This window comes from Bacillus sp. FSL W8-0848, from assembly GCF_038007805.1.
Taxonomy (GTDB): domain Bacteria; phylum Bacillota; class Bacilli; order Bacillales; family Bacillaceae; genus Bacillus; species Bacillus glycinifermentans.
On sequence record NZ_JBBOYB010000001.1, the window covers coordinates 1,922,800 to 1,947,023 of the forward strand.

The following is a 24,224-nucleotide window of genomic DNA, read 5'->3' on the forward strand; positions in this document are numbered from 1 at the left end:
TGTATACTTTGCTCAAGGAAAGGGGGGATGAAGCAGAAAACGATAACTAAGCTGTCTGTTGTTTGGCCCATTGATCAAACACTCTTTCAAAAAATCTAGAGGAGGAAATGAATTGAAAAATAAGATAATTGCACCTGTTACCGCAATGATGATTGCTTCTTCTTGCCTTCCAGTTTTCGCTCACGCTAAAGAAAAAAATGCTGACAGCACTGTGTCATCAGCACCTGCAGTTAAAGAAACAATAATTCACAAACAGCTTAATACTAGCGCCGTTTCCCCTGGTGTTAATTTCAACGTGAATCTCGATGTCCTCGGAATTGCAAATTCAATTCGAGATGCTGTTGTGCAGAACGCAAATCGAAAGGGTTTTGTCAAAAACATGATGGAATCTACCTTTTACTCTGCGGGACAGCGCTATAATGTCATGGTATTTAATTTAAGCCAAGATTACGAAGATCACTTCAATGGAGTCAAATTCTATGGATCCGCCGTTCTTAACGGAGTGGTGTATGGCATCTGGGTGTTTGAAAGCGGAGAATTTACCAACAAAGGAGACGGTGGTTGGGATAACTGGGCTTTCAGAGGCTGGTTTGACAGAAATGATAAACATGTTACATTTTATAAACCTTAAGTTGTCAAAAAAGGTGTGCATCCCTTTCTACTGCACACCTTTTTTGACTTTTTACGACCGATCAGTGCAAATAAAATCCACCAGTCATGAACAAGCCGCAAAACATTCTGAATTTGCTCCCCTAACCAATCAATAGAAACACCAGGCGTTCATGTCCGTATACGGAAGAACGGCAGTTGAAGATGAGGCGATGCCACCCCGACCGATAGGCTGTCGGCTTTTTCATGGTTAGGAATGCCCTGCCTGTCACAAGTGCCAACCATTTGAAATTTCCCTGTTCCTGCATAACCTTGTTCTCATTTAATCCGTCTATGAGGTGAAGCTGCAGCACTACAAAGAAAAGACATTGATCTTAAAAATAGAACAATAAACATTAATAAGACACTTGATTTTCAAAGAGAACCTGATGAGGAATTGTTCGGAAATACAAAAACCTATCATTCAGAACGAATAATCAAAATAACCGAAAGTTTTGCTAAAGAATTGTCATCGCATATGAAATGGATTAATGATAATAAAATAATTTTTAATGAGATTTACGAACGTGATCTTGACTTGGTTTTCTGTAGAGAAAAGGGAGAGCCTTTGCCTAAATCAACCCTATTCAATGCCTTGAATAGAATTTTAGTAAGGCGGGTTTGGAAAGAATACCTATTCACGGTTTAAGACATACACATGCTGTTCTTTTATTAGAATCAGGTGCAAGCATGAAGTTTATTCAGGAAAGACTTGGACATAAAAATATAACCATCACATCTGATGTTTATTCTCATATATCAGAGAAACTTGAAAACACATCAGTGGACAGTTATGAAAGTTATATAAACTCGATCATGAGTTAAATTTTTTTATGAATTTTGGTGGTCAAAAAGTGGTCAAACCTATTAACCAAGGTCTCCCCATTCCATTTGACCACCAAATTATTTTTCTAAAACCCCATTAAATCAATGTTTTTCTTCTTAATACTGAGACATATACTGCTCGCGCTCCCAAGGATGGACTTGAGTTCTAAACATATCCCATTCGATTTCTTTTGCTTCGACGAAGTGTTCGAATAGATGGTCGCCGAGGGCTTTGACCATGACTTCGTTTGATTTGAATTCTTCCAGAGCGTCTGCAAGAGTTGCCGGAAGGTCGACGATTCCGTTTTCGAGGCGCTCTTCTTTGCTCATGACATAGATGTTGCGGTCGATCGGAGCCGGTGCTTCCAGTTTGTTTTTGATGCCGTCAAGGCCTGCTGCAAGCAGTACGCTCAAGGCAAGGTACGGGTTTGCAGAAGGGTCTACGCTTCTTACTTCTACGCGGGTGCTGATGCCGCGGGAAGCCGGGATGCGGATTAACGGGCTTCTGTTTTGGGCGCTCCATGCTACATAGCAAGGTGCTTCATAGCCTGGAACAAGGCGTTTGTATGAGTTGACCGTCGGGTTTGTTACGGCTGTAAAGCTTGTTGCGTGCTTCACGATGCCGGCGATAAATTGTCTTGCAGTCTCACTCAGCTGAAGGTCAGCGTCTTTGTCAAAGAAGGCGTTGACGCCGTTTCGGAAGAGTGATAGATTGCAGTGCATGCCTGATCCGTTAACGCCGAATAATGGTTTTGGCATAAATGTCGCATGCAGGCCGTGTTTGCGAGCGATCGTTTTGACGACAAGCTTGAATGTTTGGATGTCGTCACAAGCGCGAACGGCGCCGGCGTATTTGAAGTCGATTTCGTGCTGCCCAGGAGCGACTTCATGGTGGGACGCTTCGATTTCAAAGCCCATTTCTTCGAGCTCAAGGACGATGTCGCGGCGGCAGTTTTCGCCGAGGTCAGTCGGAGCAAGGTCAAAGTATCCGCCTTTGTCGTTCAGTTCGAGCGTAGGCTCGCCTTTTTCGTCAAGCTTGAACAGGAAGAATTCCGGTTCTGGTCCAAGGTTGAAATCTGAGAAGCCCATGTCTTCCATTTCTTTCAAAATGCGTTTCAGGTTGTTGCGCGGATCACCTTCGAACGGTGTGCCGTCCGGATTGTAGATGTCGCAAATGAAGCGGGCTACTTTACCTTTTTCGGCTGTCCAAGGGAAAATGACAAAAGTGTCCAGGTCAGGGTATAAGTACATATCTGATTCTTCGATGCGTACGAATCCTTCGATTGAAGAGCCGTCGAACATGACTTTATTATCAAGTGCTTTTTCCAGCTGGCTCACAGGAATTTCAACGTTTTTGATCGTTCCAAGAATGTCGGTAAACTGAAGGCGAATATATTTGACGTTCTCCTCGTTTACTAGTTTAACAATGTCGTCTCTTGTATACTTTGCCATTCGTAAAACTCCTCCTCTAAAAGGTAAATGTATATAGCAATGCAGTTGCTAACGAATTAATGAAAAAACCTGGACATGTCTCCCTGGCGGAATGTCGTCCCTCTTTGGAAACGGCCTGCTTGAATGAGTTCGTTTTTCAGCAGCTGTCTCAATTCTTCATCTGACAAATCGTGCTTTTCGGCTTTTTTCGGTTTGTCTTGTTTCTCATGTTTTTGTTCGTTTTCCGTTTTGGCGAAAATTTTCTTGATTCCCGCCATGTTTACACCTTGATCGATCAAATCTTTAATCTCGAGCAGCTTATCTACATCCTGAAATGAAAATAGGCGTCTGTTCCCTTCGCTTCTCGCGGGAGATACCAGTCCATTTTCCTCATAATACCGAATTTGTCTTGCCGATAATTCGGTGAGCTGCATCACGATTCCAATGGGAAATAAGGGCATTGAGCGGCGAATTTTATCACTCATCTCAATTTCCTCCTTTTCTTATATAAATTCATTATATGTGATGTTATAAAATGTGTCAACACGATGTTAGGATTCTTTACATCAATTTTGTTGCTCATTTTTTTCAGATTAATTGCTTTTCCATTAAGGCATCGACGGCGCTGCAAATCGCATTTTTGACGTGGGCATAGGTTAAGCCGCCTTGCACGTAGGCGATATATGGCGGCCGTATAGGGCCATCAGCTGATAATTCAATGCTTGCCCCTTGTATAAACGTGCCGGCAGCCATAATGACGTCGTCTTCATATCCGGGCATATAGCTCGGATATGGCGTCACATGGGCATTGACGGGTGAAGCGTACTGAATCGCCTGACAGAAGGCGATCATTTGTTCAGATCCGGAAAATTCGACGGACTGGATCAAGTCGGTGCGTTTCGCATCCCATGAAGGGTTTGAACGAAAGCCGAGCTTTTCAAGGAAGCGGGCGGTAAACACTGCTCCTTTTAACGCCTGGGAGACAACGTGCGGCGCAAGGAAGAAGCCCTGGTACATCTCTTGCAGCGAATAAAGCGATGCTCCGGCTTCCCTGCCGATTCCCGGGGATGTCATTCTGTATGAGCACGCTTTCACCCATTGTTCTTTTCCGACGATATACCCTCCCGTTTTGGCCAGTCCGCCTCCGGGATTTTTAATAAGCGAGCCGGCCATCAGATCGGCTCCGACGTGGCAAGGCTCTCGGTCTTCGACAAACTCGCCGTAGCAGTTGTCGACAAAGACGATGATGTCTTCATTTATGCCTTTTACAAACCGAATCATTTCTTCAATCTCGTCAATCGTAAAAGAAGGCCGGTTGGCATAGCCCTTTGAACGCTGTATCCCGACTGCCTTTGTCCGGGGCGTAATCGCAGATGCAACCCGGTTAAAATCGACGGTTCCCTGCTCTGTCAATTCGATGTGGCTGTAGCCGATGTTGAAATCCTTCAGCGAACCCGAATGTTCTTCGCCTCTCACGCCGACGATTTCCTCGAGCGTATCGTACGGTTTTCCTGTGATATAAAGGAGTTCGTCTCCAGGGCGGAGAACGCCGAATAAAGCGATCGATATCGCATGGGTCCCCGAGATGATCTGCGGCCTTACAAGCCCCGCTTCACCGCCGAATACATCGGCGTAGACGGCTTCAAGCGTATCGCGGCCGATATCGTCATAGCCGTAGCCTGTCGAAGGCGTAAAATGGGTGTCTGACACTCTATGCTTTCGGTAGCTTTCCAGCACCCTCCATTCGTTCCGTTCGCTTGTTTCGTCGATTTTTTTGTGGACGGCCGCGATGTCTTTTTCGGTTTCGATTGCTGTTTTTTTCAATAAATCTCCGTGTTTTAATGTCTCAAACATGTTTTGCAAGTGTCCTTTCTTACATAAACTTCTTAAGCTCTCCCAATATGTTCTGTTCGGGAAGGATAAAGCCTTCCACATCGTATACTTCCCGTTCTTCCTGAAAGGCGGTGTTTTGCACCAATGTTTCCGATTTCACCTTTGATAGGAGCCTGCCTTCTGAGGCGGGAATGTGCACCGTATACGGAATGAGCAGCTCTTTTTTGATATAGGACTCTACCGCCTGTTTAAACAGCGGCAAGTCCCCTCTGATCTTGGCGCTTAGCATGATATGGCCCTTTCCGGATGATGGGATGAAGTCCGGCCGTTTTTGATCCCTTTTGTTGTAGATCGTGAGCACAGGGATATCATCTGCTTCAAGCTCTTTGAGAAGACGCTTGACCGTAGCTTCGTGTCCTTCATAATCTTCGTGTGAAGAATCGATCATATGAAGAATCAAATCGGCTTCTTTCACTTCTTCCAATGTTGACCGGAATGCAGCGATTAACGTTGTCGGCAGATCCTGAATAAATCCGACCGTATCCGATAACAGCACACTGTAGCCGCTCGGCAGCGTCATTTTTCTCGTCATCGGATCAAGCGTCGCAAACAGCAGGTTTTCTTCGTAGCTGTCAGCGTCCGTCAAAAGGTTGAACCACGTCGATTTTCCCGCATTTGTATAGCCGACGAGGGCGATCTGCAAGACGCCGTTTTTCTTTCTTCTCTCTCTGTATCTGCTTCTATGGCGGATAACGGTTGAGAGCTGAACATCGATTTCGTGAATACGGTTTCTGATGTGGCGCCGATCGGTTTCAAGCTTTGTTTCCCCCGGGCCTCTCGTGCCGATACCGCCCCCCTGCCTTGACAGGCTGATCCCCTGTCCGCTTAACCGCGGGAGCGCATACTGAAGCTGGGCCAGCTCGATTTGCAGCTTCCCTTCCCTCGTTCTGGCCCGTTTCGCAAAAATGTCGAGAATTAATTGCGTCCGGTCGATGATTTTCACGTCGAGACTCGTGGCAAGCGCTTTGAGCTGGCTCGGCGACAATTCATCATTAAAAATCACAACGTCTGGCGACAGTTCTTCACAGAGCGCCTCCAGTTCATCTACTTTTCCTTTTCCGATATATGTAGCAGCGTCCGCTCGGTTCCGCTTTTGCGTAACGGTGGAGACGACCGTCCCGTCAGCCGTTTTCGTCAACGCGGCGAGCTCTTCCATCGAATAGGCGAAGCGCTCGTCAGAGACGTGCGGAAGCTGGCATCCGACTAATATGGCCTTTTCTTTTATGACATCCTGTCCATTCAAATGATCATGTTCCTTTCTAAAACATAGTCAATAAACAGTACTATCATAACAAACGTAGGGAGAGGTTGCCAGAACTCCTTGAAAATAAAAAAAGAAGCGCGGGTCATGCGTGCGCCGCGTCTTCTTTCACATCCAGATCCTGGCTTTTAATGGTCATCAATTCGTTCTTCAAATAGCAGTCTCCCATCAAAAGCCGCATCGCCTGGGAACGGATCGATTTTTCGATTAAGTTGCGGACATAGCGGCCGTTGCTGAATTTCGCCGGACTGACCGTGCTTTTGACCGCCATCAAATGGTCCTTCAGCTTCCATTCCGCTTCAGGGCTGAACTGATATTCCCTTTCAGCCATCATGCGTTTGGCGATATCCATCAGCTGGGATACCGAATAATCGGGAAAGTCGATGCTGATCGGAAATCTTGACTGAAGGCCCGGGTTCAAAGAGAGAAAATGATCCATTTCCCTCGAATAGCCGGCAAGGATTAATATAAATTCATTGCGTTTATCCTCCATATGTTTTACTAATGTGTCGATCGCTTCCTTGCCAAAATCCTTCTCTCCGCCTCTTGCAAGGGAGTACGCTTCATCGATAAACAGGATGCCGCCCATGGCTTTTTTGATTAAATCCCTCGTCTTCTGCGCCGTGTGCCCGATGTATTCCCCGACGAGATCGGCCCGCTCCGCTTCGATTAAATGGCCTTTGGAGAGCACGTTCATTTCGTGAAAAAGCCTGCCGATGAGCCTGGCAACGGTCGTTTTCCCCGTTCCGGGATTTCCTTTAAACATCATGTGGAGCGCTTGTTTCCCGGCTTTGAGCCCTTGTTCTTCCCGTTTTTTGTTAACAAAGATCCAGGCGTAGATTTCCTTTATATTGCGCTTCATTTCTTCCATGCCGACAAGCGTGTTCATTTCCTTTTCAATCTCTTTCAAGATGCTGTGTTTCGTTTCGTTTTTCTGCAGTGCGGCCTGATATTCGGCTTCTGCCTCTGAATTGGCCAAAACCTGCTTCTGACCGTTCAGTATGATATTGATCTGTCCGTTGTTTTTGTAAGTAACAGCCCTCTCCAACACACTCACCTCACCCATTCTCTCTTTATATCCTATTCATGAAGCGCTGCACCGTGACAGCCGCCCAGGTGTTTACACAATCCGGTGGATTTTGACACGTATAGGGCCTGCTTTGTTGAAATCTGCGCTTTCCCGAGAAATACTTTATTTCTTATTGTATTCAGGCAAGGCGTGGGGACAAACCAATTTTTTTCATCCTTTTTATTTGCATCTGCGATAGATCGGCTATCAGATCACAATCATCAAAAGTCTGATGCATCCATATGCAAGGCCCAATAAAAGCTGGAAAATCAAAATAATACACCGATTCCCTTCGAAACAATCTTTTACGGTCATTCCTTGAACGCGAGCTGAAACAAGGGTTAAACTAGGCCGATCGAACAACGAATTGATTTTTTTAGTGCTGACTGATAATCATCGATAAATGCTTCGTAAAACTGGAGGAACGGAGTGTGGGATTCCTCATAAAGGGCGCGTATAGCGTCAGCATCATCAAGAATCGAAATGAAGATTTTTATCCATCGCATCAGATAAAGCTTTTATTTTCAGATTTACGGTTTGCAGCTTATTTCAAACTCTGCGTTTAATTGAATCCCTTTTTGTTCAGATGCTCACCTCAACAGTTCCCGGCACATTTTCAATTGCAGCAAAACGTTTTCCGGTGGATTCAAGCACATTCCGATTTTGGACTTTTTCAGCATCGGTTTTTGATAATGATTCCGAAAATTTTTCAGAAGTGTTTTCAACTCTCTTATCTCACCTTTTTAATTTTTTTCGGATGAAAGAAAGTGTATCTGAGGCTAGTTTTTTGCGACAAAGAACAATCCCGGCATGGCCGCAATTGTACAGATATCTTTCGGGTTTCCCCCACCTTTCCCACAAATAATCAGCATCTTCCAAGTGAATATACTGATCATGTTTAGCAGAAATCAAGAGAATGTTATCTTTGTTGACTTTCGGCACGGCTTGGCTAGGATCTGTGATTTCCCAATATTTTATTAAATCTTCGTAAGTCACACCATGTTGTTCCAGTTCTTCTCTTATGAATTTACCCGGAATCGTATTCCATATCGAATAAGAAAGGCGATTGGCATAAAATATCGAGACCACTGCATCTATTTGAGGTTCAAGGGTAGCCATTAGATTGGTAATCCATCCCCCTAAACTTACACCCACTATGATGACAGGGCCTTTTTTATTTGCTTTTATCCAGTGGATTAATGCTCGTAAATCGACAATGGCTTGTCTCGTTGATTCAACTGTACGATCAATATCCGCACTGATCATCAATTCCCCACTATAAAGTGAATTTTCCGGCTCTCTTTCTAAATGATAGGGAAGAGAATAGTAGTACATGTTCCATCCTACATCTTTCATTATGCGATGATGAAAGATTTTTTTGATTCGATCGTATGAATTCATTCGCCAGCCGTGTACAAAGATAACATTGGGTTTATCTATATCATTTTCATTTAAAAAGACCTCTCCTGTTAAAGTATCATTGACAAGATCCCCGGAAGGAATTAAGGATTCATAGCTGAAAGTTCCAACCATATATTTTTTTCTGGATTCTTTCAGAATAATTGAGACGTCAGCTATACTTGATTTGTAGAATTCATTTTCAGCCATTGCATCCAATGAAAAAGCAGAAAAATGTTTATCCTTGCTTCTTTTTCTGTGTAAATCATATAAGGCTAAACGATCTATGGTTTTTGAAAAAAACACTTTATGTCCTCCTGGCAGCGGTGTTTCTTTATATTGAAATTAGTCTGTTTCACATGAAAAACCTTGTATGTTCATTAAAAACATCATAGAGCTCCATTGATCAAACCTCCATAATCAGTTGTTATTTTAACATTTCACGGAAATGGATTGGGGTAAATCCTGTCCATCCATGAAAATGAATCAATATAAAAGCGAAAAACAGCCTTTACTGACTGTCTTCACATCTTATCTATAGTAATTCTCCGCTGTCCGATAGTTCAATTCCCAAAATGCTTCTCCTTGACATATAATATAGCGATCTAGAAATATCTCAAAATTTAAGTTTAACGGAGTGTATTCTAAACCATCCTCAAATAAATAGAGATAGTTGGGATCACTCCGATCAAGTCTATCCTTGTCAATCATTAGATGACATTCTTCCAAGAGGTGCCCTATTGGAATGCCGTTTACGCCTTCAAACAATTCCACATATCCCAGTTCTTCTTCAATTTCTTCAAGGCTGAATAAGTGCAGCCCACCACCTATGTTCTCGCCATCAGAAATAATGTCAAAAATTCTGGCGCCATTATGTTGTTCTAAAAATTTTCTGTAATCTTCAGGGAAGGATATGCTGTATTTCGATTCAAAACTTTGAATTTCATCGGCTGATGCTCCGTAGATAGGAAAGGTAACTTGAGATTCGGTAATATCCCCTTCCGAACCAAATAGTTTAATTGTTCCCCTGTGATCTAAAAGACTCTTCAACCCATTCACAGTTTTGTCTATAAAAGTAGTCAAGTGCATCACCTCAATTGTTGGTTAATAGCCGCTCCACCAAGGTGTTACAGAAACAAGTTGATCATATCATTACTCCCCCATATTATAGAGGAATAACATGATGAACTTCGTAATTATCCCAGTTCCATTTTGGTTCTCCGTATTTATACAACTTTTCGAATTTTTTCTTAGGATCTCTGTCTTCCCTCTTATTTTTTGAAACAACTTTCATTTGTGCGTCTGCAGACTCCCATTACTTGTTTAGTGTGGACTATCCTTAGCCTATGGATAAAGAACGGGCTTTTTATTCTGAAACCAGTTTATAATACTCTTGAATATTCGGACTCACTTCCCAATATTTCGTCCCGTTAGAAGACACTAACATATCAAACCATATTTCAAAATTAGAATCTAAGTCGACAGCATCTTCAATATCATCAATTGAATCTAGATATAACATATAGCCTAATCCGTTTCTTGATTTGTTTGTGTCTATAACATATCTTCCATCATAATGATATCCAATTAAAACGTATCCCTCTGGGAAATCTTGAACTTCATTATATTCAATGATTCCTTCTAAGCTAAGTATTTCAACGCCGTCAAACATTTCCATCCCATTGTGTTGTAACAAAAACTCTTTATAATCATTAGGGAAAGTAACACCTAACTTCTTTTCTAAATCGCTAATTTCTTGAGGACTTGCCGGATCTTCGAAATGAAAAGTAGCATCTTCCATGACATACCCCCCATGATGGAACATAGGGAATGTACCATATTTAGAAACTGCTTTCTTAATACCATTTAGAGTCATGTGAACTAACTTTCCTTCTTCCATAAAGCTCCTCCTTCGCAAAGGATCTCATTAAGTTTTTCCACACAGACATTTAATAGCGAAATTTTAAATGGGCGCCAGCTTTTTATTAAGACACGATCTTATTCATAATTGAAGTAGCATTAGTGGTAACAAAATATAAGTGTTATTTGCTGTTTTTATCACTACTCTATCCGTAGATCCAAAAGGAAACCCAATCCTTACTGCGCTTTTCTCCTCTCCCCCATAGTTCGGGTAAAAAACACATCATTTATTTCGTTTATTGAAATTTCAATTTTGGATAACTGCCAACTGATAATTAAGTTTTCATTTGATTTTTCAACTTTAATTCCTAACATCATCACATTCCCCTTTTGACTATGGATTCAGTAAAATTTTAACATACCACAAGAAGTTTTTGACTGAAATGCAAAAATATTAAAGAAAAATTAAATTCACAATGATACTTTATATTTAAGATGTATTCAAGCTGTTTTTAGGTTTAAATAAAATGAGGATTTTATCGAAATTTATAAAAAAACCCTTTCGTTTTGAAGGGTTAAGTAGCCGTATTTTCATATATATCTTGTCATATCATACAGCTTATCAAAATCACGCGCTCTTCGTCTCCGACACAATTCAGGGTAGTTAAGCTTGTCCACTTTTTTAGCTTATGATCCAATCTGAGATGTTTATTGTCCAACAGTCATCAAGTCTTTAAAATGCATCTTTTTGATTTCGTCAAAGCTGCCTTCATACTCTTTCCATGCGTATTTATGGCTGCGTTTCGGCTTGGGAATATCTACTTCAAACGTGACATAGAAACTAAAACCATGTTCTTTACTAATGTGTCGATCGCTTCCTTGCCAAAATCCTTCTCTCCCCCTCTTGCAAGGGAATAGCTTCATCTGTAAACAGGATTTGTTTTGTTAGTAACAGCCGCCCAGGCTTTTACTTACACAATCTGATGGATTTTGACACGTTCACATCCGGCTTTGTTGAAATCTGCGCTTTCCCGAGAAATATTTTATTTCTTATTGTCTTCAGGCAAGGCGTGGGGACAAACCCATTTTCCCCTCACATTTTTTTGCCTTTTCGGTAGATCAGCCATCCGATTGCAATAATCAATAGCCCTGAGGCATCATAGGCCAAGTCAAAGAAGAGACGGTTCGGGCTTGCCGGGTTGACGTGGTGAATCTGGAGAAGGTGATGGTTGACGATGCCCTCCACAAAATTAAACCAGCCCGCCCCCAGCAGAAACGCGCCCCAAAATATATGCTGCGGACGGCGGCCGTTCAGCTCTCCCCTGTTCCACAGCATAATCCCCCCGATGAAGAGGATGATCAAAGAAAACAGGTGGAACAGTCCGTCGCTCATGATTTGGTGAGGGCGGGTACACGCTGTGCCATTGAAGCAGTTGATGAAAAATGATGCCGTCGATCATGGCGATGATGCCGACGCCGAACAGGAAAGGCCCCCAAAACTGTTTTCTGTTTTTCATGTTTACCCTCCTTCACGTACTTATCTTCTATGTACCCGCCGGTCAAAAAGAAAAACCGGTTATGTTTACATTCTCTCCTAAATTGGATTATCCTCTTTTTTCCATACCGTAAAAAGCTAAGCTTTATATAATAGAAGAAATACAGCACTGGCAAACTCCCTTTTAGATCAGCTTTTATTTATGAAATCCGGGAAGTCCGCATGCGTTTTGTTTCAGCCTCGTTGATTGAAAGCACCTCTCTTTCACCCTGCTTTATTTGCCGATTCCATTGGGGCGACCGGATATGATCCAAAGCTTCCTCATCATCTCTATATCCTGTATTTCCTTTTTATTGAAATCTGTTTATAATGTGGGAAAATGGGGAGGGATGATCATGAAAAAATTATTGGCTTGTACGTTGTTAACATTATTATTGGTTTTGAATTTCAATGTGCAGGATTCAATGGCAAAGATTACAAAGGATCAAAGAAAAATAAGTTTTGCAATGACTGAGGATAATGCGGGTTTTTTTATGTCCGATGATACTAATCCAAATTATTATCCAACTTGGCTTTATTACAGGTTTACAATATTTAATGCCGAAGGTTGTACTCTCAACATTAAGCTGCAAAGGATTACATTAGGGAATGATTATTATACCTTAAGCGAGAAAGAGTTTACTGGAAATCATTTTGATTTTAGCGCCGCGGACAAAGTGGCGGGAACGCCGTTCAGGAATCATTACCTGGACATCACTAAGGTGTCTGATGGCTGTAAAGATGTAAAAATTAAAGGTTTTTACGGCTTTGAACATGAGGAGCCGGACTGGTGATACGAAACATCCGGAAAAAACAAAGAGGACTCAACCAGAGTCCTCATTTAACACTTATTCTTTATTGTCGTTTTTTCGGGACAACCCTGCTCTTTATGTTCTTCCATCTCAATTATATCAAAATAAATAATCTTTCTCAGTGCAAATCCTCCAAAAGGAAAGGATGTTCATGAAGAAAACATACTTAGCTAAGACGATTTTTTTCTCAAGTCTAACCTTGGGTTTTATTCAGTATTATAGTGTCGGGCTTTTTTCAATGATATTTTTGATTATTGCATTTGCCGTTTATTTTTTCGTCCCTCTTTTGATATTTGCGATACCTTTACAGTACGTTCTGAATAAAAAACCAAAAAAATTCTCGCCGGTTTATTTTCTTGTCTATTTGCTCATGTCATTAGCATCAAACTTTTTGATTTTTTATTTAATGAGTGAGCCATTCCATCCACCTTTATATACCAGACCAGAAATTTATTGGTATGGCACGGTTTCCGGGATTGTATATTGGTTCTGGGATTCGATATGTGCACAGAAAAAAAGCATTAAATAAAGTGTTCTCACAAAGCCGCAAATGTTCGTTTCTTTTAATAAATCAGCACTTGCATCAACAGTTCCTTTTCGCCAAAATATAAGGTGTCCCCGCCCGGCGGCAAGATTTCAGCCGTTTGTATTTATGCTGCAAGAAACATTATCCCGAATAATCGTTCCAATAACCGTCTAAAAAGGAGTTTTACAAAATGATGATGATTTTAATGCTGGCCGGTATTTTGTCTGGAATGGCCATTCCTGTTCAAACCTCCATTAATTCACGACTGGGCATGAAAATCGGGTCTCCTTACGGGGCAGCAGCTATTTCTTTTTTTGTCGGGACGTTGATCCTGCTCATTGCTGCCTTGCTGACAGAGCACCGTTTTTTATCTATTTTTGGGCTTCTCCCTTCCCTTCCATGGTGGATAGTCATCGGAGGCGGGTGCTTAGGTGTATTTTATTTAACATCAAATATTCTATTGCTTCCGCGCCTTGGATCAGCGCTGACAGTTGTCGTCACCCTTCTCGGGCAGATGATAATGGCGATCGCCATCGATCACTTCGGATGGTTTCATGTTCCCGTTCATGAATTAAACCTCCCTAGAATGATCGGCATTTTATTCATTATATTCGGGGTTTTCATCATCAAAAAATATTAAATAACAAGGGAGTTCATCATCAATGAAAAACAAATCCATATACATATTTCTTTACATGCTGCTTGGCCTCTTCGCCGGAATGGCATCGCCGATTCAAACATCCATCAATTCAGAGCTGAGGATTGCACTCCATTCGCCATTTATCGCCTCCCTTGTTTCTTTTTTGGTGGGATTGATCGTTCTTCTTTTTCTTACATCACTCATCGAACATCGCCGGTTATTTCATTCAAACCATTTAGAAACAGCAAAAAACTTTATCACAGGCAACCCTTGGTGGCTTTGGACAGGCGGAATACTTGGGGTCATCTTCATCACGTCCAATATTTTGCTTCTGCCGATTGTCGGAGCATCCCTTACTGTTGTTTTGGCTTTAAGCGGCCAAATGATCATCGCCCTTATCATCGATCATTTTGGATGGTTCGGGATCGCTAAACACCGCTTGAATGTACAGCGCATTCTTGGAATTGTACTCATGATCGCGGGAATTATGATCATTCAGCATTTTTGATGCCAATTTGTATAGCCGGAAAATTAAAAAGGAGTGGAGACTAAATAAAACCGTAGATGTGAAAAGATTTTTCGAAGAAAATGGATGAAGCAGCGCCAAGAAGGTTTTTATAAAAGGAAAAGACAGGGATACTGACAGGCGACTGTTCAGACAGGGTCTTCCGCGCTCTGCCCGCCGATTTGGGTTAAAACCGCAAATTCGTCTCAGGGCCAAAAAATTTGCTGAAAAAATAAAAGGATCTGCCCTTTTTCTCCCCGTCATTTAGACGGACGCTATTTTAGTTGACATAACATTTTTATAATAAATTGTTTGAAGACAAATAAAAAAGCCATTTTATTCAAAATGACTTAGGGTGCTGCAATTGCCGTATGCAAGTAAGAAAGTTTTAAACCACACTCCTCAAAGTGGGTGTCTGCAGAAACTTTCCTGCCGTCCTTTCAAAGAAGGCTTGGCATTCCAGGTTCGATATAAAACTCCCTATTACAGCTTAAAGGTTAAAACTTAATTATCATTACGTACAATGCAGCGTATTTGTATTATATGATATTTGCACATCAAAATCAACCGTTGTCTTCGAGAAGGAAAAAGATGCAAATAAGCTGAATATTACCAAAATTCAGTTAATATATGACGGCTGTACAACCCTTCTGTACAAGTTTTTCATACACTATGGATGAGGTGATGTCATATGGTTAAAATTTTCATCGACCCGGGACACGGCGGTTCTGATGCAGGCGCGAGCGGAAATGGCTTGATCGAGAAAAATATAACATTGCAAATCGCCCTTGCGTTAAGAAACCTTTTGCTTGATGAATATCAAAATGTTTCTGTTCAGTTAAGCAGGACAAGCGACCAGACTGTCAGCCTGACGCAGCGGACGAACGCCGCAAACAATTGGGGCGCGGATTTTTATCTGTCGATCCATATTAATGCCGGCGGGGGCACTGGTTTTGAATCGTATATTTATCCGGGCGTCGGCGCACCTACGACCACTTACAGGGATAGGATTCATGAAGAGATAATAAAAGCCGTCGATTTCAGGGATCGCGGAAAAAAGACGGCCGATTTCCACGTTTTAAGAGAAACGGTGATGCCGGCATTGTTGACGGAAAACGGGTTTGTCGACAATGCCGATGACGCCGATAAGTTAAAATCATCAGCTTTTATTCAATCGATTGTCAGAGGGCATGCGAATGGACTGGCAAGAGCGTTTAACCTTACCAAAAAGGCTGAAGCTCTTTATAAAGTCCAAATTGGGGCCTTTAAGGAAAAAGCAAATGCGGATACCCTAGCCTCTCAAGCAGAAGCGAATGGGTTTGACGCCATCGTGATTTACAGGGAAAGCCTTTATAAAGTTCAAATCGGCGCTTTTTCGTCAAAGGAAAACGCTGAAGCGCTTGTTCAGAAAGCGAAAAGTGCCGGATTTGAGGCCTTTTTTTATCAGGAATAAAGAAAAAGCCTGCCTTCCTTCACAGGAAACGGCAGGCTTTTTCATGCGTTTGCGGCTTCGTTTTTGATCGCTTCTTTTTGTTTGAAACATAGCTGTTCAGCACCATTCCGACAATGACAAGAGCGATGCCTGCACTTGAAACGGCTCCCGGCAGCGGGCTTGAGAGAATCCAGACTTCTCCTGCGGCGGCAAAGACGACTTCGAATGACTGCGTCGCTTCAACAGTCGCTAATTTTCTCATATCCCCCTTCACCATATCGGTTGCAGCGAAGAAAAGGACGGTCGCGCATATTCCGGAAAAAACGGCCACAAGGCCCGATTGAATGACCTGACCTCTCTCCGGCGGTCCGTCTGCTGCCAAGCCGTACATTAGAAGGACGAGCCAAAACGGAAGGCTTGCGAGCGTCATGCCCAATACACGCTGATAGGCATCCAAACGGCCGGCGCAAACCTCCATCATTTTTCGGTTTCCCAGCGGATATGCAAAGGAAGCCAAAAGGACGGGAACGACGCAAAAAAGCATTTCTTGAAGCGAAAGCTGTGCAGCATGTTCCAGCTGCATGAGCGCAACTCCGGCCAAAATAATAAGCGACATCGACAGCCCCTTATAGGGGATTTTTCCTCTGATCTTTACAGGCCCTGACTGCGTCTGTACGATTTCGTAAAAAAGCGGCGCCATCAAGGACCCCGAAATGATCGTGATCTGCCATGTTCCGGCGATCAGCCAGCCCGGACCGTAAGCTGCGGCAACGCACAGCGGCGCATAAAATAAGCCAAATCCGACAGTGCTCCATATAAGCCAGACGAACGGCGCTTTTTTGATTTCTCGAAAAACGCCACTGATATTTCCCCTTGCCCAAACAATGACAAAAAGAAGCGGCGCCATCATGATGAAACGGAGGGAAGCGCTCCATACCCAGCTCCCTCCTTCCATTTCCATCGCCCTGTTGAGAACAAACGTAAAGGCAAAAAAGAAAGCGGCAAAAATGCCGAGCACGATCGGTTTCAAATTCCTACTCTCCCTCCGGATGTCCGGCCAGTCTTTCTCCAAGGCTCAGCCAGTTTTCTTCTGCAAGCCTGACGGCTGCATCGGTGTCTTTCCGCCTGCAAGCCTCGATAATCCGCTTGTGCTGTTCTATCGATTTCATACTGCTGACTGAAGAAAACTGTGACATTTCAAGCCGGTAAATTTTTGAGACGATTTTTTCGAGTGCACGGGTAATTTCAGGGTTTTCCGACGCATGTAAAAACACCCGGTGAAAAGAGTCGTCTGCTTCAATGGCTGCAACGATGTCCTCTTTTTCGATCGCATGCTGCAGACTTTTGTTGCAATCCTCCAATTCCTGCAGAGCGGCCTCTGTTAAGGAAGGGACCGAAAGCTTGACAGCCAAAGCGTGCAGAGCGGCCGTCACGGTAAAGGCATGCCTTGCTTCCTCGGCTTTTAGCGGCGCGACTCTTGTCGCCGATCCCGGAACGGCTTCCACAAGCCCTTCGTCTTCAAGCCGTTTAAGCGCTTCTCTGACAGGCGTGCGGCTGATTCCGAATTGCGCTGCAAGCTCTTGATCATGAAGGCGTTCCCCCGGCTTCAGCTCAAGTTGGACGATTGCACGCTTTAGCGTTTGGTATACTTCTTCACGAAACGACATTCGTTTAAGCGGTTTAATGTTATGCTTCATCATAAAACCAATATATCGCATTTTGGTTTTATGATCAAACAAAAAAAGATTCGGCTCATAAGGCCGAACCTCTTTCTCATTTATACTAAAATGTCGACGACAAACTGTGACCATGTTTCAAGCCGATCGTACACGCTTTTTTCTTTCAGATCGGCGGCTTTCATCCACCGTCCTGCAATCTGGTCTTTTTCTTTTACTTCAACGCGGGCGCCGGGTTTCAGCTCAAGTGCGGAGAGAATGCCGATATGGACTTTGCCGACGCTGTTTTCATCATCATTAATCAGTCCGAGCGTTATCACGTTCCCTTTATCGGATTCATCGATCAACAGTTCTTCATCAAGCACCCTGTCTGTGTTTAATTTTAAAACATCCGCAAAGCCGAGGCCTTCCGCAGCGTTCATATGGCCGCCGAAACCGAGCGAAAGCCTGTTGTGAAGCCGGGCTTCGCCGCCTCCTTCAAGCCGATCATATACGAAAATTTCATCTTCCCTTTTGATAACGACATACGGAATCGGCTGTTTATAAGAAGGGTTTTCTTCCGCGTCTCCCCTTCTCATTTCGCTGAAGTTCCGTTCGATATGCGCCATGATTTGCCGGATTGATTCCTTGTCGCTATTCACGCCTTGGAATGTCAGCGTTTCATTTGCAAATACGTCTTCCCGCGGTGCCACGAGAATCATTTCATCCATTTTTCCCATCGTAACCGTGTTCCTCCAATCAAGATAAAAGAGCAGAACAAGTTCTGCTCTTCATTTACGTGCCGGCCCTTCCTGCGGGGAGCCGGCGTCTTAGGCGCTTGCAGCCCAGACTAAGTTTACTATTCGTCAAAATAAAAATCGTCGTCCTTCAAAGGTTCAACGGTTGCTTTTTTGTACCCGTTTCCTTTCATTGAGAAGAAGTCGTGTGATTTTGTTTTCGTATTTAATCCGTTCAATACGATCGGGTTGATCTCTTCCTCTTCAAAATAAGCATCAAAACCGAGGTTCATCAGCGCTTTGTTTGCATTGTAGCGGATGAATTTTTTCACGTCGTGCGAAAGGCCGACTTGATCGTACAAATCTTCGGTATACTCAAGCTCGTTTTCATAAAGCTCGTTTAATAGGTCGATCGAAAACTCATATAATTCTTTTTGCTTTTCAGGCGTCTGCTGATTGTAAATTTCCTGGGCGAGCAAACCGACATAGACGCCGTGGATCGCTTCATCGCGCAAGATCAGGTTGATGATTTCGCCGCTTTGCATAAGCTTGCCTTGTCCGTAAAAATAAAGCGGGTAGTAAAAGCCGCTGTAAAACAGGAAGCTTTCCAGATAGACGGAGGCAACCATCGCTTTAAACAGCGATATTTTGTCGCCTTGTCTGATTTTTTCGTACAGCCCGACGATGATCTGCGCTTTTTTCTGCAAGTATTTATTTTGTTTGACCCATTCAAAGACTTCATTGATTGTCTCCGTCGGTGCAAGGGTCATGAAAATGTTCGAATAGGATTTGGCGTGAACCGCGTTTTCCATCATGGCCATGAAGTTCAGCACCGCTTTGCGCTGGTGTCCTTCGACATGCTCTGCGACAAGCGGCATTCCCGTGTTTCCCTGCTCCGTATCCAGAAGCGTCAGCCCCGCGAGCACTTTCATGTATGTATCCTGCTCGTTTTGGCCCAAGTACTTCCATGTGAGGAGATCGCCGTTTAGGGCGATTTCCTCCGGAAGCCAGAACTGTTTTACATTTTGGTTGTAAAACATCTGGGTAAAATCGTCTTCATGCTTCGACCAGTTTGCTGCGTCATATATTTTCGTCACTTTCTCATACTCTCCTTTAATCAAACGACACAAGAAAGGCAGCTTTCTTGCCCTGTATCCTTCGTTCTTGCATAGTAAAGTGTTTTGATGCCTTTGTGATGGGCATAAAGATCGATCCGGTTCAGATCGCGTGTCGTCATGGTATCTTTCAGGAACAATGTAAAGCTTATGCCTTGGTCCACGTGTTGCTGGATCGTCGCAATCATGTCCACAACCTTAAACATATCCATATCGTACGCTTCTTTGTAGTAGAACCAGTTGTTCGGCGCAAGTCCAGGCATTGGATAGTATGTTTTCGAATTGCCGTACGTCCTTTCTTCAATCCGCTCCATAATCGGCATCACGGACGCTGTGCTTGACTGCACGTATGAAATGGAGCCGGTCGGCGCGATGCACAGTCTGTAGCTGTGGTACAAGCCGTGCTCTGCAACAAATTCCTTCAGCCGTTTCCAGTCTTCTTTCGTCGGGATGTGCATGCCTTCAAACAGCTTGGCAATTTTCTCGAATCTAGGCGTGAAGTCCTGCGTGATATACTTCTCGAAGTATTCTCCCGTCGCGTATGCGGAACCTTCATATTGATGGAACGTCTCCCCTTTTTGCTTGGCGATCTCTGCCGAACGTTCAATAGAGTAGAAGTTCATCATCATAAAGAAGGTGTTCGCAAAATCTCTCGCTTCTTCGCTCTCATAGGCGATGCCGTTCTGCGCCAAATATCCGTGAAGGTTCATCGCACCGAGGCCGATGGATTTCATCGCTTTGTTCGCTTTGCGGACAGCCGGAGCATTCGTGATATTCGTCGTTTCTGAGACGTGCGTCAATGAATCGGTCGCAAGCTTGACCGTTTGTTCAAGCGATTTGTTTTTCATGACATTCAGGATGTTTAACGATCCCAGGTTGCAGGAGATATCCAGACCAATTTCGTCTTCTTGGCCGTAATCGGTGTAAGACGAAACTTGGGAAGCCTGAAGCACTTCCGAACAAAGGTTGGAGAATTTAACCTTTGACAGATGGTTATTCGCGTGAACTTTGTTGACGTTATCCTGGAACATGATGTACGGATACCCGGATTCCGATCTTAAAATCGCCAGCTTTTCCAGCATTTTGCGCGGGTTTATTTTTTCCTTTTTGACCCTCGGGTCTTCCACTAAACGGTCGTACATCTCGTTCATGTCCATTTCGTCCAAATGCTCGCCGTACGCTTTATAGACGGTGTGCGGATAGAAGACGTAAGCTGCTTTATCCTCTCTCGCCAGCTCGATGAATTTATCGGGAATGACGACGCCGATGGATAATGTTTTCACCCTGACATCCTCGTCTGCCGAAATTTTCTTCGTATCAAGGAAATCGTTGATATCGCGGTGGAAAATGTTTAAGTATGCCGCTCCTGAACCTTGTCTCTGTCCCATTTGATCTGCATAGCGGAACGCGTTGTCGAGCAGCTTCATCACGCCGACAACCCCTTTTGTCGCATTTTCGACGTCTTTGATGGCTTCGCCTTTCGCACGCAATTTTGAAAGGTTGAGGGACACGCCTCCGCCAAGCTTGGAAAGCTGCATCGAAATATCCACGGCTCTGGAAATGTCGTTTAACGAATCGTTGACTTCAAGGAGGAAACAGCTGACAAGCTCGCCGCGGCGTTTGCGGCCGGCATTTAAGAACGTCGGCGTGCTCGGCTGATATTCCTGATTGATCATCATTCTGACGAACTCTTTCGCTTTCTCCTTATCGCCGTTTGCGAAGAATAAGGCGACAATGGAAATCCGGTCTTCATAGCGCTCCAGAATTTTTTTCTTATCGTTCGTTTTCAGCGCATAATCGTTGTAAAACTTAAAAGCGCTCATAAATGACGGGAATCTGAATTTTTTTGCGTATGCCTCTTTGAACACTTCTTTGATTTCTTCAAATGTGTACTGGCTTAAAAATTCTTCTTCATAATAATCATTTTTGATTAAGTAGTCGATTTTTTCTTTCAGATCATGGAAAAACACCGTATTTTGGTTGATATAATCAACAAAATAGCTATGTACCGCTTCTTTATCTTTATCAAATTGGAATTTCCCGTCTTTTTGAATCATGATCTCATTGTTTAACTGGATCCATTTTGGCACTTGATTTTCTGACAACTCTTTCTACCTCCTGAGTAAACAGTTCAACGTCTTTGGCCGTCCCGCTGAGTTCAAATTTGTGGAGAATCGGAACTTGATACTGTCTCGATATTTTTTCTGCGCTCCTCGCAAAATTATCTCCCCAATTTCTGTTTCCGCTCGCCGCAACCCCGAGTAAGAGATGGGCGTTTTTTTCAAGAAACATCTCAGTTGTTTTCGGAACTTCTCCAAACCCTGTCGTGTACGTGATCAAAATAAACGGCTCGTCTAAATACTCGTCTGCGCTGACTTTCCGTTTATTCCGAAACGGCGTTTTATCTACAAAGCGCTGAACATTCCCCGTCTTTGAATCAAATACGATTTGAATCATCATTATCACGACCTATTAAAATTGTTCCCGAGTCTCTCAACTCGCCTTACACAATATATAGTATACTATCATTCAGAAAAACACAATATATTGATACGCAAGTCGAGAAAGTTCACAATTTGCTCCAAGCTGAGGAGCCACAGGCCAAAGAAATATGAGTAGAATGAGAGCTGACGCTCACCCTACTCATCAAACCGAAATCTATCATAACACGAAAAAAATTGAGTTAGTAGACTAGACTTTTTCACTTATTTTTTGTAAGCGTCGCAACACTTGTTCTCGCATACTTCTTTAATATCGGCTTCGATTCCGAGTTCTTCAAGCACGGATTTAACGGCCGTCAGGATGGATGCCTCGCGGATCAGCTCTTTTCCGTTTACAAGAATGCTTGTGCCGTATTCGTAGCAGGACTCGTCTTCACACGTTTCTTCCCAATGGTTGATGACAATTTTAGGTTTCATTGTACGCTCATTCCTTTGCATTTAAAAACTTATGTGTTAACCAATACCTAGTTTATCGATTCGCGGCTGCTTTGTAAATTTGTATGCATCGCGCCGCCCGGACATAAAAAAGACCATGCAGGGGGCATGGTCTTTCGAAGCCGCGAATCCTTATTCGAGTTCAAGCTGGACGTTTTTTTGCGGTGCAAATGTTGAAATGGCATGCTTGTATATGAGCTGCTGCTTTCCTTCTGTCTCAAGCAATACTGTGAAATTGTCAAATCCTTTTACCTGTCCGCGCAGTTGAAATCCATTGAGTAAAAAGACCGTGACAAATGTATTTTCTTTACGGATCTGATTCAAAAACTGATCTTGAATATTTATCGATTTCATATTCTGGTCCTCCTTGTTTCTCTATAACATATTGTTTCGATTAAAGTTCGAGCTTTCCTGCTATATAAGCGAAAATTTCCTGTTTTTTCTGCTCAATTTTGACAGGGGGCGTCATATCAAACCAGGCGACGTCCATTTTGTTCCTGAACCACGTCAGCTGCCGTTTGGCATAGCGTCTTGAGTTTCGCTTTAAAGTCTCAACTGCAGCCTCAAGCGGCTCCCTGCCCTCAAGATATGCATAAAGCTCTTTGTAGCCGATCGCCTGAACAGACTGGCAGTCTCTGACCTTTTCATCATAGAGCTGCTTCACTTCTTCCAAAAGCCCATCGTCCATCATCTGGTCGACCCGCCTGTTAATTCTGTCGTAAAGCGCTTCGCGGTCCATCGTTAACCCGATGAGGGCCGCATTGTACAAAGGTTCTCTTTTCTGTCCTTCCATATGTTCAGTCATCGTTTTTCCGGAGGTATGTAGAATTTCTAGCGCTCTGATGACCCTGCGCGTGTTGTTTGGGTGAATCGCTTTCGCCGATTCCGGGTCGCGCTCTGACAGCAGGCCGTGCACATAATCTGATCCTTTTTGTGACGCGATATTCTCCATTTCCGCCCGGAAAGCGGGATCGCTTGCTTCATCCGTAAATGAATAGTCATAAAGCACAGATTGAATGTACAGCCCGGTTCCGCCTACGATCATCGGCAGCTTCCCGCGGCTTTCGATTTCAGCCATTTTCTCCCTGACCAGCTCCTGATATTCAGCAACGGAAAAAGATTCGGTCGGTTCCTTGATATCAAGAAGATGATGTGGGATTCCATTCATTTCCTCTTCTTTGATTTTTGCTGTGCCGATGTCCATTCTTTTATAAATCTGCATCGAATCGCCGCTGATAATCTCCGCGTTTAAACTTCCGGCCAGCATCACGCTTAACTGCGTCTTGCCGACAGCGGTCGGTCCGATCAAAACGATAACCGGCGGTTTCCTTTTATTCACTAATGATCACTCTCTTTAAGCAAGCTGCTCCCATTATACCATTTAACACACAAAAACACCTATTTCATTTTACCCGTTTTTGCCCCATGGAAAACATTTCCTCCATTTCCTTACCAGCCGAGCGGCTCATTTCCGACCACTTCTCTCGTCATCCCTTTATATGCATGTCTGTGCGTCTTCCTGCGGCGTCCTTCACCGACATAAACGACGCCTCCGTATCTGATCGGGAGAGCTGTGCTGTAAGCCAAATAAGTAGTGTCTTCGATATCATGGTAGTGCGTACCGTCCGCTCTCGGTATGGCAGGCCCCGTAATCGCGTAGTATCTATGATAGTGTCCTCTCTCAAAGGACGTAATCCCTGAATAAAAATGGACATGACAATCTGTATTGCTTCCGTTTGCCGGCTGTGTAAACCCCTCAATCAAATGAATATGGCCTTCGGCTTCAGACGTTCTCGCCCTGTATGCATGGGCATGCGCAGGGGCCTTCGACCAGTCTGACTGATATAATCCCATTTCTTTCTCCCCTTTTCGGGCTGATTCATTAAAAATCGGGCATTGCATAAACGCCTGCCCAAGCAAAAACAACCGGGCGGAATACATTGATGG

General features: G+C 43.6%; 26 protein-coding genes, 1 other RNA gene and 3 pseudogenes. 7 read left to right on the forward strand and 23 right to left on the reverse strand.

Features of this window, described 5'->3' with window-relative positions:
* Positions 1-145: 145 nt before the first annotated feature.
* A complete protein-coding gene (locus NSQ39_RS10090; protein WP_175077519.1) occupies positions 146-631 on the forward strand; it encodes a stress response protein YvgO in 486 nt (161 codons plus the stop codon).
* A gap of 638 nt (positions 632-1,269) precedes the next feature.
* Positions 1,270-1,473, forward strand: a complete 204-nt coding sequence (locus tag NSQ39_RS10095) for a tyrosine-type recombinase/integrase (RefSeq protein ID WP_236809892.1) — start codon at positions 1,270-1,272, stop codon at positions 1,471-1,473.
* 117 nt (positions 1,474-1,590) lie between these two features.
* Here the strand turns inward: NSQ39_RS10095 and glnA are convergent, their stop codons facing one another.
* From glnA to NSQ39_RS10155, 12 genes and pseudogenes are all read right to left on the reverse strand, one after another.
* Entirely contained in the window at positions 1,591-2,925 is a 1,335-nt protein-coding gene (gene glnA, locus NSQ39_RS10100; protein WP_046132772.1) for a type I glutamate--ammonia ligase, read from the reverse strand.
* 56 nt (positions 2,926-2,981) lie between these two features.
* Positions 2,982-3,389, reverse strand: a complete 408-nt coding sequence (locus NSQ39_RS10105; protein ID WP_046132771.1) for a MerR family transcriptional regulator — start codon at positions 3,387-3,389, stop codon at positions 2,982-2,984.
* Positions 3,390-3,492: 103 nt separating this feature from the next.
* Complete coding sequence (locus NSQ39_RS10110; RefSeq protein WP_175077517.1) at positions 3,493-4,758, reverse strand: methionine gamma-lyase family protein; 1,266 nt, start codon at positions 4,756-4,758, stop codon at positions 3,493-3,495.
* Between the two features lie 19 nt (positions 4,759-4,777).
* Positions 4,778-6,040 (reverse strand): GTPase HflX, encoded by a 1,263-nt coding sequence (gene hflX / locus NSQ39_RS10115; RefSeq protein ID WP_175077516.1) that lies wholly within the window; start codon positions 6,038-6,040, stop codon positions 4,778-4,780.
* A gap of 103 nt (positions 6,041-6,143) precedes the next feature.
* The gene (gene spoVK, locus NSQ39_RS10120; RefSeq protein WP_216898670.1) at positions 6,144-7,109 is read right to left on the reverse strand and encodes a stage V sporulation protein K; all 966 of its coding nucleotides are present in this window, start codon (positions 7,107-7,109) and stop codon (positions 6,144-6,146) included.
* Between the two features lie 359 nt (positions 7,110-7,468).
* On the reverse strand, positions 7,469-7,633 hold the full coding sequence (locus NSQ39_RS10125; protein ID WP_373687981.1) for a T7SS effector LXG polymorphic toxin: 165 nt from the start codon (positions 7,631-7,633) through the stop codon (positions 7,469-7,471).
* Positions 7,634-7,862: 229 nt separating this feature from the next.
* Positions 7,863-8,831 (reverse strand): alpha/beta hydrolase family protein, encoded by a 969-nt coding sequence (locus NSQ39_RS10130; RefSeq protein ID WP_175076105.1) that lies wholly within the window; start codon positions 8,829-8,831, stop codon positions 7,863-7,865.
* Positions 8,832-9,056: 225 nt separating this feature from the next.
* Positions 9,057-9,608: an SMI1/KNR4 family protein gene (locus tag NSQ39_RS10135; protein WP_046132768.1), complete on the reverse strand. Its 552-nt coding sequence runs from the start codon at positions 9,606-9,608 to the stop codon at positions 9,057-9,059.
* A gap of 283 nt (positions 9,609-9,891) precedes the next feature.
* On the reverse strand, positions 9,892-10,326 hold the full coding sequence (locus NSQ39_RS10140; protein ID WP_099047106.1) for an SMI1/KNR4 family protein: 435 nt from the start codon (positions 10,324-10,326) through the stop codon (positions 9,892-9,894).
* A gap of 201 nt (positions 10,327-10,527) precedes the next feature.
* Positions 10,528-10,763 (reverse strand): annotated as a pseudogene (locus NSQ39_RS10145) (SunI/YnzG family protein).
* Positions 10,764-11,233: 470 nt separating this feature from the next.
* A pseudogene (locus NSQ39_RS23095) lies at positions 11,234-11,384 on the reverse strand (hypothetical protein); the annotation flags it as partial.
* A gap of 94 nt (positions 11,385-11,478) precedes the next feature.
* Positions 11,479-11,902, reverse strand: a pseudogene (locus NSQ39_RS10155) (DUF2243 domain-containing protein).
* A 373-nt stretch (positions 11,903-12,275) separates the two neighbouring features.
* Between NSQ39_RS10155 and NSQ39_RS10160 the strand changes: the two are divergent.
* The 4 genes from NSQ39_RS10160 to NSQ39_RS10175 all read left to right on the forward strand — a co-directional run bounded on the left by NSQ39_RS10160 (position 12,276) and on the right by NSQ39_RS10175 (position 14,405).
* Entirely contained in the window at positions 12,276-12,713 is a 438-nt protein-coding gene (locus NSQ39_RS10160) for a hypothetical protein (RefSeq protein WP_175076106.1), read from the forward strand.
* A 169-nt stretch (positions 12,714-12,882) separates the two neighbouring features.
* Positions 12,883-13,260 (forward strand): UPF0715 family protein, encoded by a 378-nt coding sequence (locus tag NSQ39_RS10165; protein WP_175076107.1) that lies wholly within the window; start codon positions 12,883-12,885, stop codon positions 13,258-13,260.
* A 187-nt stretch (positions 13,261-13,447) separates the two neighbouring features.
* The gene (locus NSQ39_RS10170) at positions 13,448-13,897 is read left to right on the forward strand and encodes a DMT family transporter (protein ID WP_175076108.1); all 450 of its coding nucleotides are present in this window, start codon (positions 13,448-13,450) and stop codon (positions 13,895-13,897) included.
* Between the two features lie 22 nt (positions 13,898-13,919).
* Positions 13,920-14,405 carry a DMT family transporter gene (locus tag NSQ39_RS10175; protein ID WP_046132760.1) on the forward strand — a complete coding sequence of 162 codons (486 nt, stop codon included), beginning with the start codon at positions 13,920-13,922 and terminating at the stop codon, positions 14,403-14,405.
* Between the two features lie 348 nt (positions 14,406-14,753).
* Here NSQ39_RS10175 and ssrS read toward each other — a convergent pair.
* A non-coding RNA gene (gene ssrS / locus NSQ39_RS10180) (6S RNA) lies at positions 14,754-14,937 on the reverse strand.
* A gap of 156 nt (positions 14,938-15,093) precedes the next feature.
* On the opposite strand from ssrS, the gene NSQ39_RS10185 reads away from it, so the two are divergent.
* Positions 15,094-15,855: an N-acetylmuramoyl-L-alanine amidase gene (locus NSQ39_RS10185; RefSeq protein WP_175076109.1), complete on the forward strand. Its 762-nt coding sequence runs from the start codon at positions 15,094-15,096 to the stop codon at positions 15,853-15,855.
* Between the two features lie 19 nt (positions 15,856-15,874).
* Here NSQ39_RS10185 and NSQ39_RS10190 read toward each other — a convergent pair whose 3' ends face one another.
* The 10 genes from NSQ39_RS10190 to NSQ39_RS10235 all read right to left on the reverse strand — a co-directional run bounded on the left by NSQ39_RS10190 (position 15,875) and on the right by NSQ39_RS10235 (position 24,131).
* On the reverse strand, positions 15,875-16,864 hold the full coding sequence (locus NSQ39_RS10190; protein WP_341014696.1) for a DMT family transporter: 990 nt from the start codon (positions 16,862-16,864) through the stop codon (positions 15,875-15,877).
* Positions 16,865-16,868: 4 nt separating this feature from the next.
* On the reverse strand, positions 16,869-17,534 hold the full coding sequence (locus NSQ39_RS10195; protein WP_046132503.1) for a GntR family transcriptional regulator: 666 nt from the start codon (positions 17,532-17,534) through the stop codon (positions 16,869-16,871).
* Between the two features lie 77 nt (positions 17,535-17,611).
* A complete protein-coding gene (locus tag NSQ39_RS10200) occupies positions 17,612-18,229 on the reverse strand; it encodes a hypothetical protein (protein ID WP_216898654.1) in 618 nt (205 codons plus the stop codon).
* A gap of 119 nt (positions 18,230-18,348) precedes the next feature.
* Entirely contained in the window at positions 18,349-19,323 is a 975-nt protein-coding gene (gene nrdF / locus NSQ39_RS10205) for a class 1b ribonucleoside-diphosphate reductase subunit beta (RefSeq protein ID WP_046132495.1), read from the reverse strand.
* Positions 19,324-19,343: 20 nt separating this feature from the next.
* Positions 19,344-21,446 (reverse strand): class 1b ribonucleoside-diphosphate reductase subunit alpha, encoded by a 2,103-nt coding sequence (gene nrdE, locus NSQ39_RS10210; protein WP_216898656.1) that lies wholly within the window; start codon positions 21,444-21,446, stop codon positions 19,344-19,346.
* A complete protein-coding gene (nrdI, locus tag NSQ39_RS10215; RefSeq protein WP_046132493.1) occupies positions 21,403-21,798 on the reverse strand; it encodes a class Ib ribonucleoside-diphosphate reductase assembly flavoprotein NrdI in 396 nt (131 codons plus the stop codon). The genes nrdE and nrdI overlap by 44 nt, the downstream gene beginning before the upstream one ends.
* A 248-nt stretch (positions 21,799-22,046) precedes the next feature.
* Entirely contained in the window at positions 22,047-22,259 is a 213-nt protein-coding gene (locus NSQ39_RS10220; RefSeq protein ID WP_046132492.1) for a hypothetical protein, read from the reverse strand.
* A gap of 150 nt (positions 22,260-22,409) precedes the next feature.
* A complete protein-coding gene (gene hfq, locus NSQ39_RS10225; protein ID WP_006640257.1) occupies positions 22,410-22,631 on the reverse strand; it encodes an RNA chaperone Hfq in 222 nt (73 codons plus the stop codon).
* 40 nt (positions 22,632-22,671) lie between these two features.
* Complete coding sequence (gene miaA / locus NSQ39_RS10230) at positions 22,672-23,616, reverse strand: tRNA (adenosine(37)-N6)-dimethylallyltransferase MiaA (RefSeq protein ID WP_175076113.1); 945 nt, start codon at positions 23,614-23,616, stop codon at positions 22,672-22,674.
* A gap of 110 nt (positions 23,617-23,726) precedes the next feature.
* Positions 23,727-24,131: a YmaF family protein gene (locus NSQ39_RS10235; RefSeq protein WP_175076114.1), complete on the reverse strand. Its 405-nt coding sequence runs from the start codon at positions 24,129-24,131 to the stop codon at positions 23,727-23,729.
* Between the last annotated feature and the right edge of the window lie 93 nt (positions 24,132-24,224).

Bases quoted from the DNA above. Each gene is read 5' to 3' on its own strand.
- NSQ39_RS10220 (WP_046132492.1), bottom strand. From the start codon at position 22,259: ATGAAACCTAAAATTGTCATCAACCATTGGGAAGAAACGTGTGAAGAC.
- NSQ39_RS10090 (WP_175077519.1), top strand. From the start codon at position 146: ATGATGATTGCTTCTTCTTGCCTTCCAGTTTTCGCTCACGCTAAAGAA.
- NSQ39_RS10185 (WP_175076109.1), top strand. From the start codon at position 15,094: ATGGTTAAAATTTTCATCGACCCGGGACACGGCGGTTCTGATGCAGGC.
- NSQ39_RS10140 (WP_099047106.1), bottom strand. From the start codon at position 10,326: ATGGAAGATGCTACTTTTCATTTCGAAGATCCGGCAAGTCCTCAAGAA.
- NSQ39_RS10195 (WP_046132503.1), bottom strand. From the start codon at position 17,534: ATGATGAAGCATAACATTAAACCGCTTAAACGAATGTCGTTTCGTGAA.
- hfq (WP_006640257.1), bottom strand. From the start codon at position 22,631: ATGAAATCGATAAATATTCAAGATCAGTTTTTGAATCAGATCCGTAAA.
- NSQ39_RS10235 (WP_175076114.1), bottom strand. From the start codon at position 24,131: ATGGGATTATATCAGTCAGACTGGTCGAAGGCCCCTGCGCATGCCCAT.
- NSQ39_RS10160 (WP_175076106.1), top strand. From the start codon at position 12,276: ATGAAAAAATTATTGGCTTGTACGTTGTTAACATTATTATTGGTTTTG.
- glnA (WP_046132772.1), bottom strand. From the start codon at position 2,925: ATGGCAAAGTATACAAGAGACGACATTGTTAAACTAGTAAACGAGGAG.
- NSQ39_RS10105 (WP_046132771.1), bottom strand. From the start codon at position 3,389: ATGAGTGATAAAATTCGCCGCTCAATGCCCTTATTTCCCATTGGAATC.
- NSQ39_RS10200 (WP_216898654.1), bottom strand. From the start codon at position 18,229: ATGGGAAAAATGGATGAAATGATTCTCGTGGCACCGCGGGAAGACGTA.
- nrdI (WP_046132493.1), bottom strand. From the start codon at position 21,798: ATGATTCAAATCGTATTTGATTCAAAGACGGGGAATGTTCAGCGCTTT.
- NSQ39_RS10175 (WP_046132760.1), top strand. From the start codon at position 13,920: ATGAAAAACAAATCCATATACATATTTCTTTACATGCTGCTTGGCCTC.
- NSQ39_RS10165 (WP_175076107.1), top strand. From the start codon at position 12,883: ATGAAGAAAACATACTTAGCTAAGACGATTTTTTTCTCAAGTCTAACC.
- NSQ39_RS10125 (WP_373687981.1), bottom strand. From the start codon at position 7,633: ATGCGATGGATAAAAATCTTCATTTCGATTCTTGATGATGCTGACGCT.
- NSQ39_RS10110 (WP_175077517.1), bottom strand. From the start codon at position 4,758: ATGTTTGAGACATTAAAACACGGAGATTTATTGAAAAAAACAGCAATC.
- NSQ39_RS10170 (WP_175076108.1), top strand. From the start codon at position 13,448: ATGATGATGATTTTAATGCTGGCCGGTATTTTGTCTGGAATGGCCATT.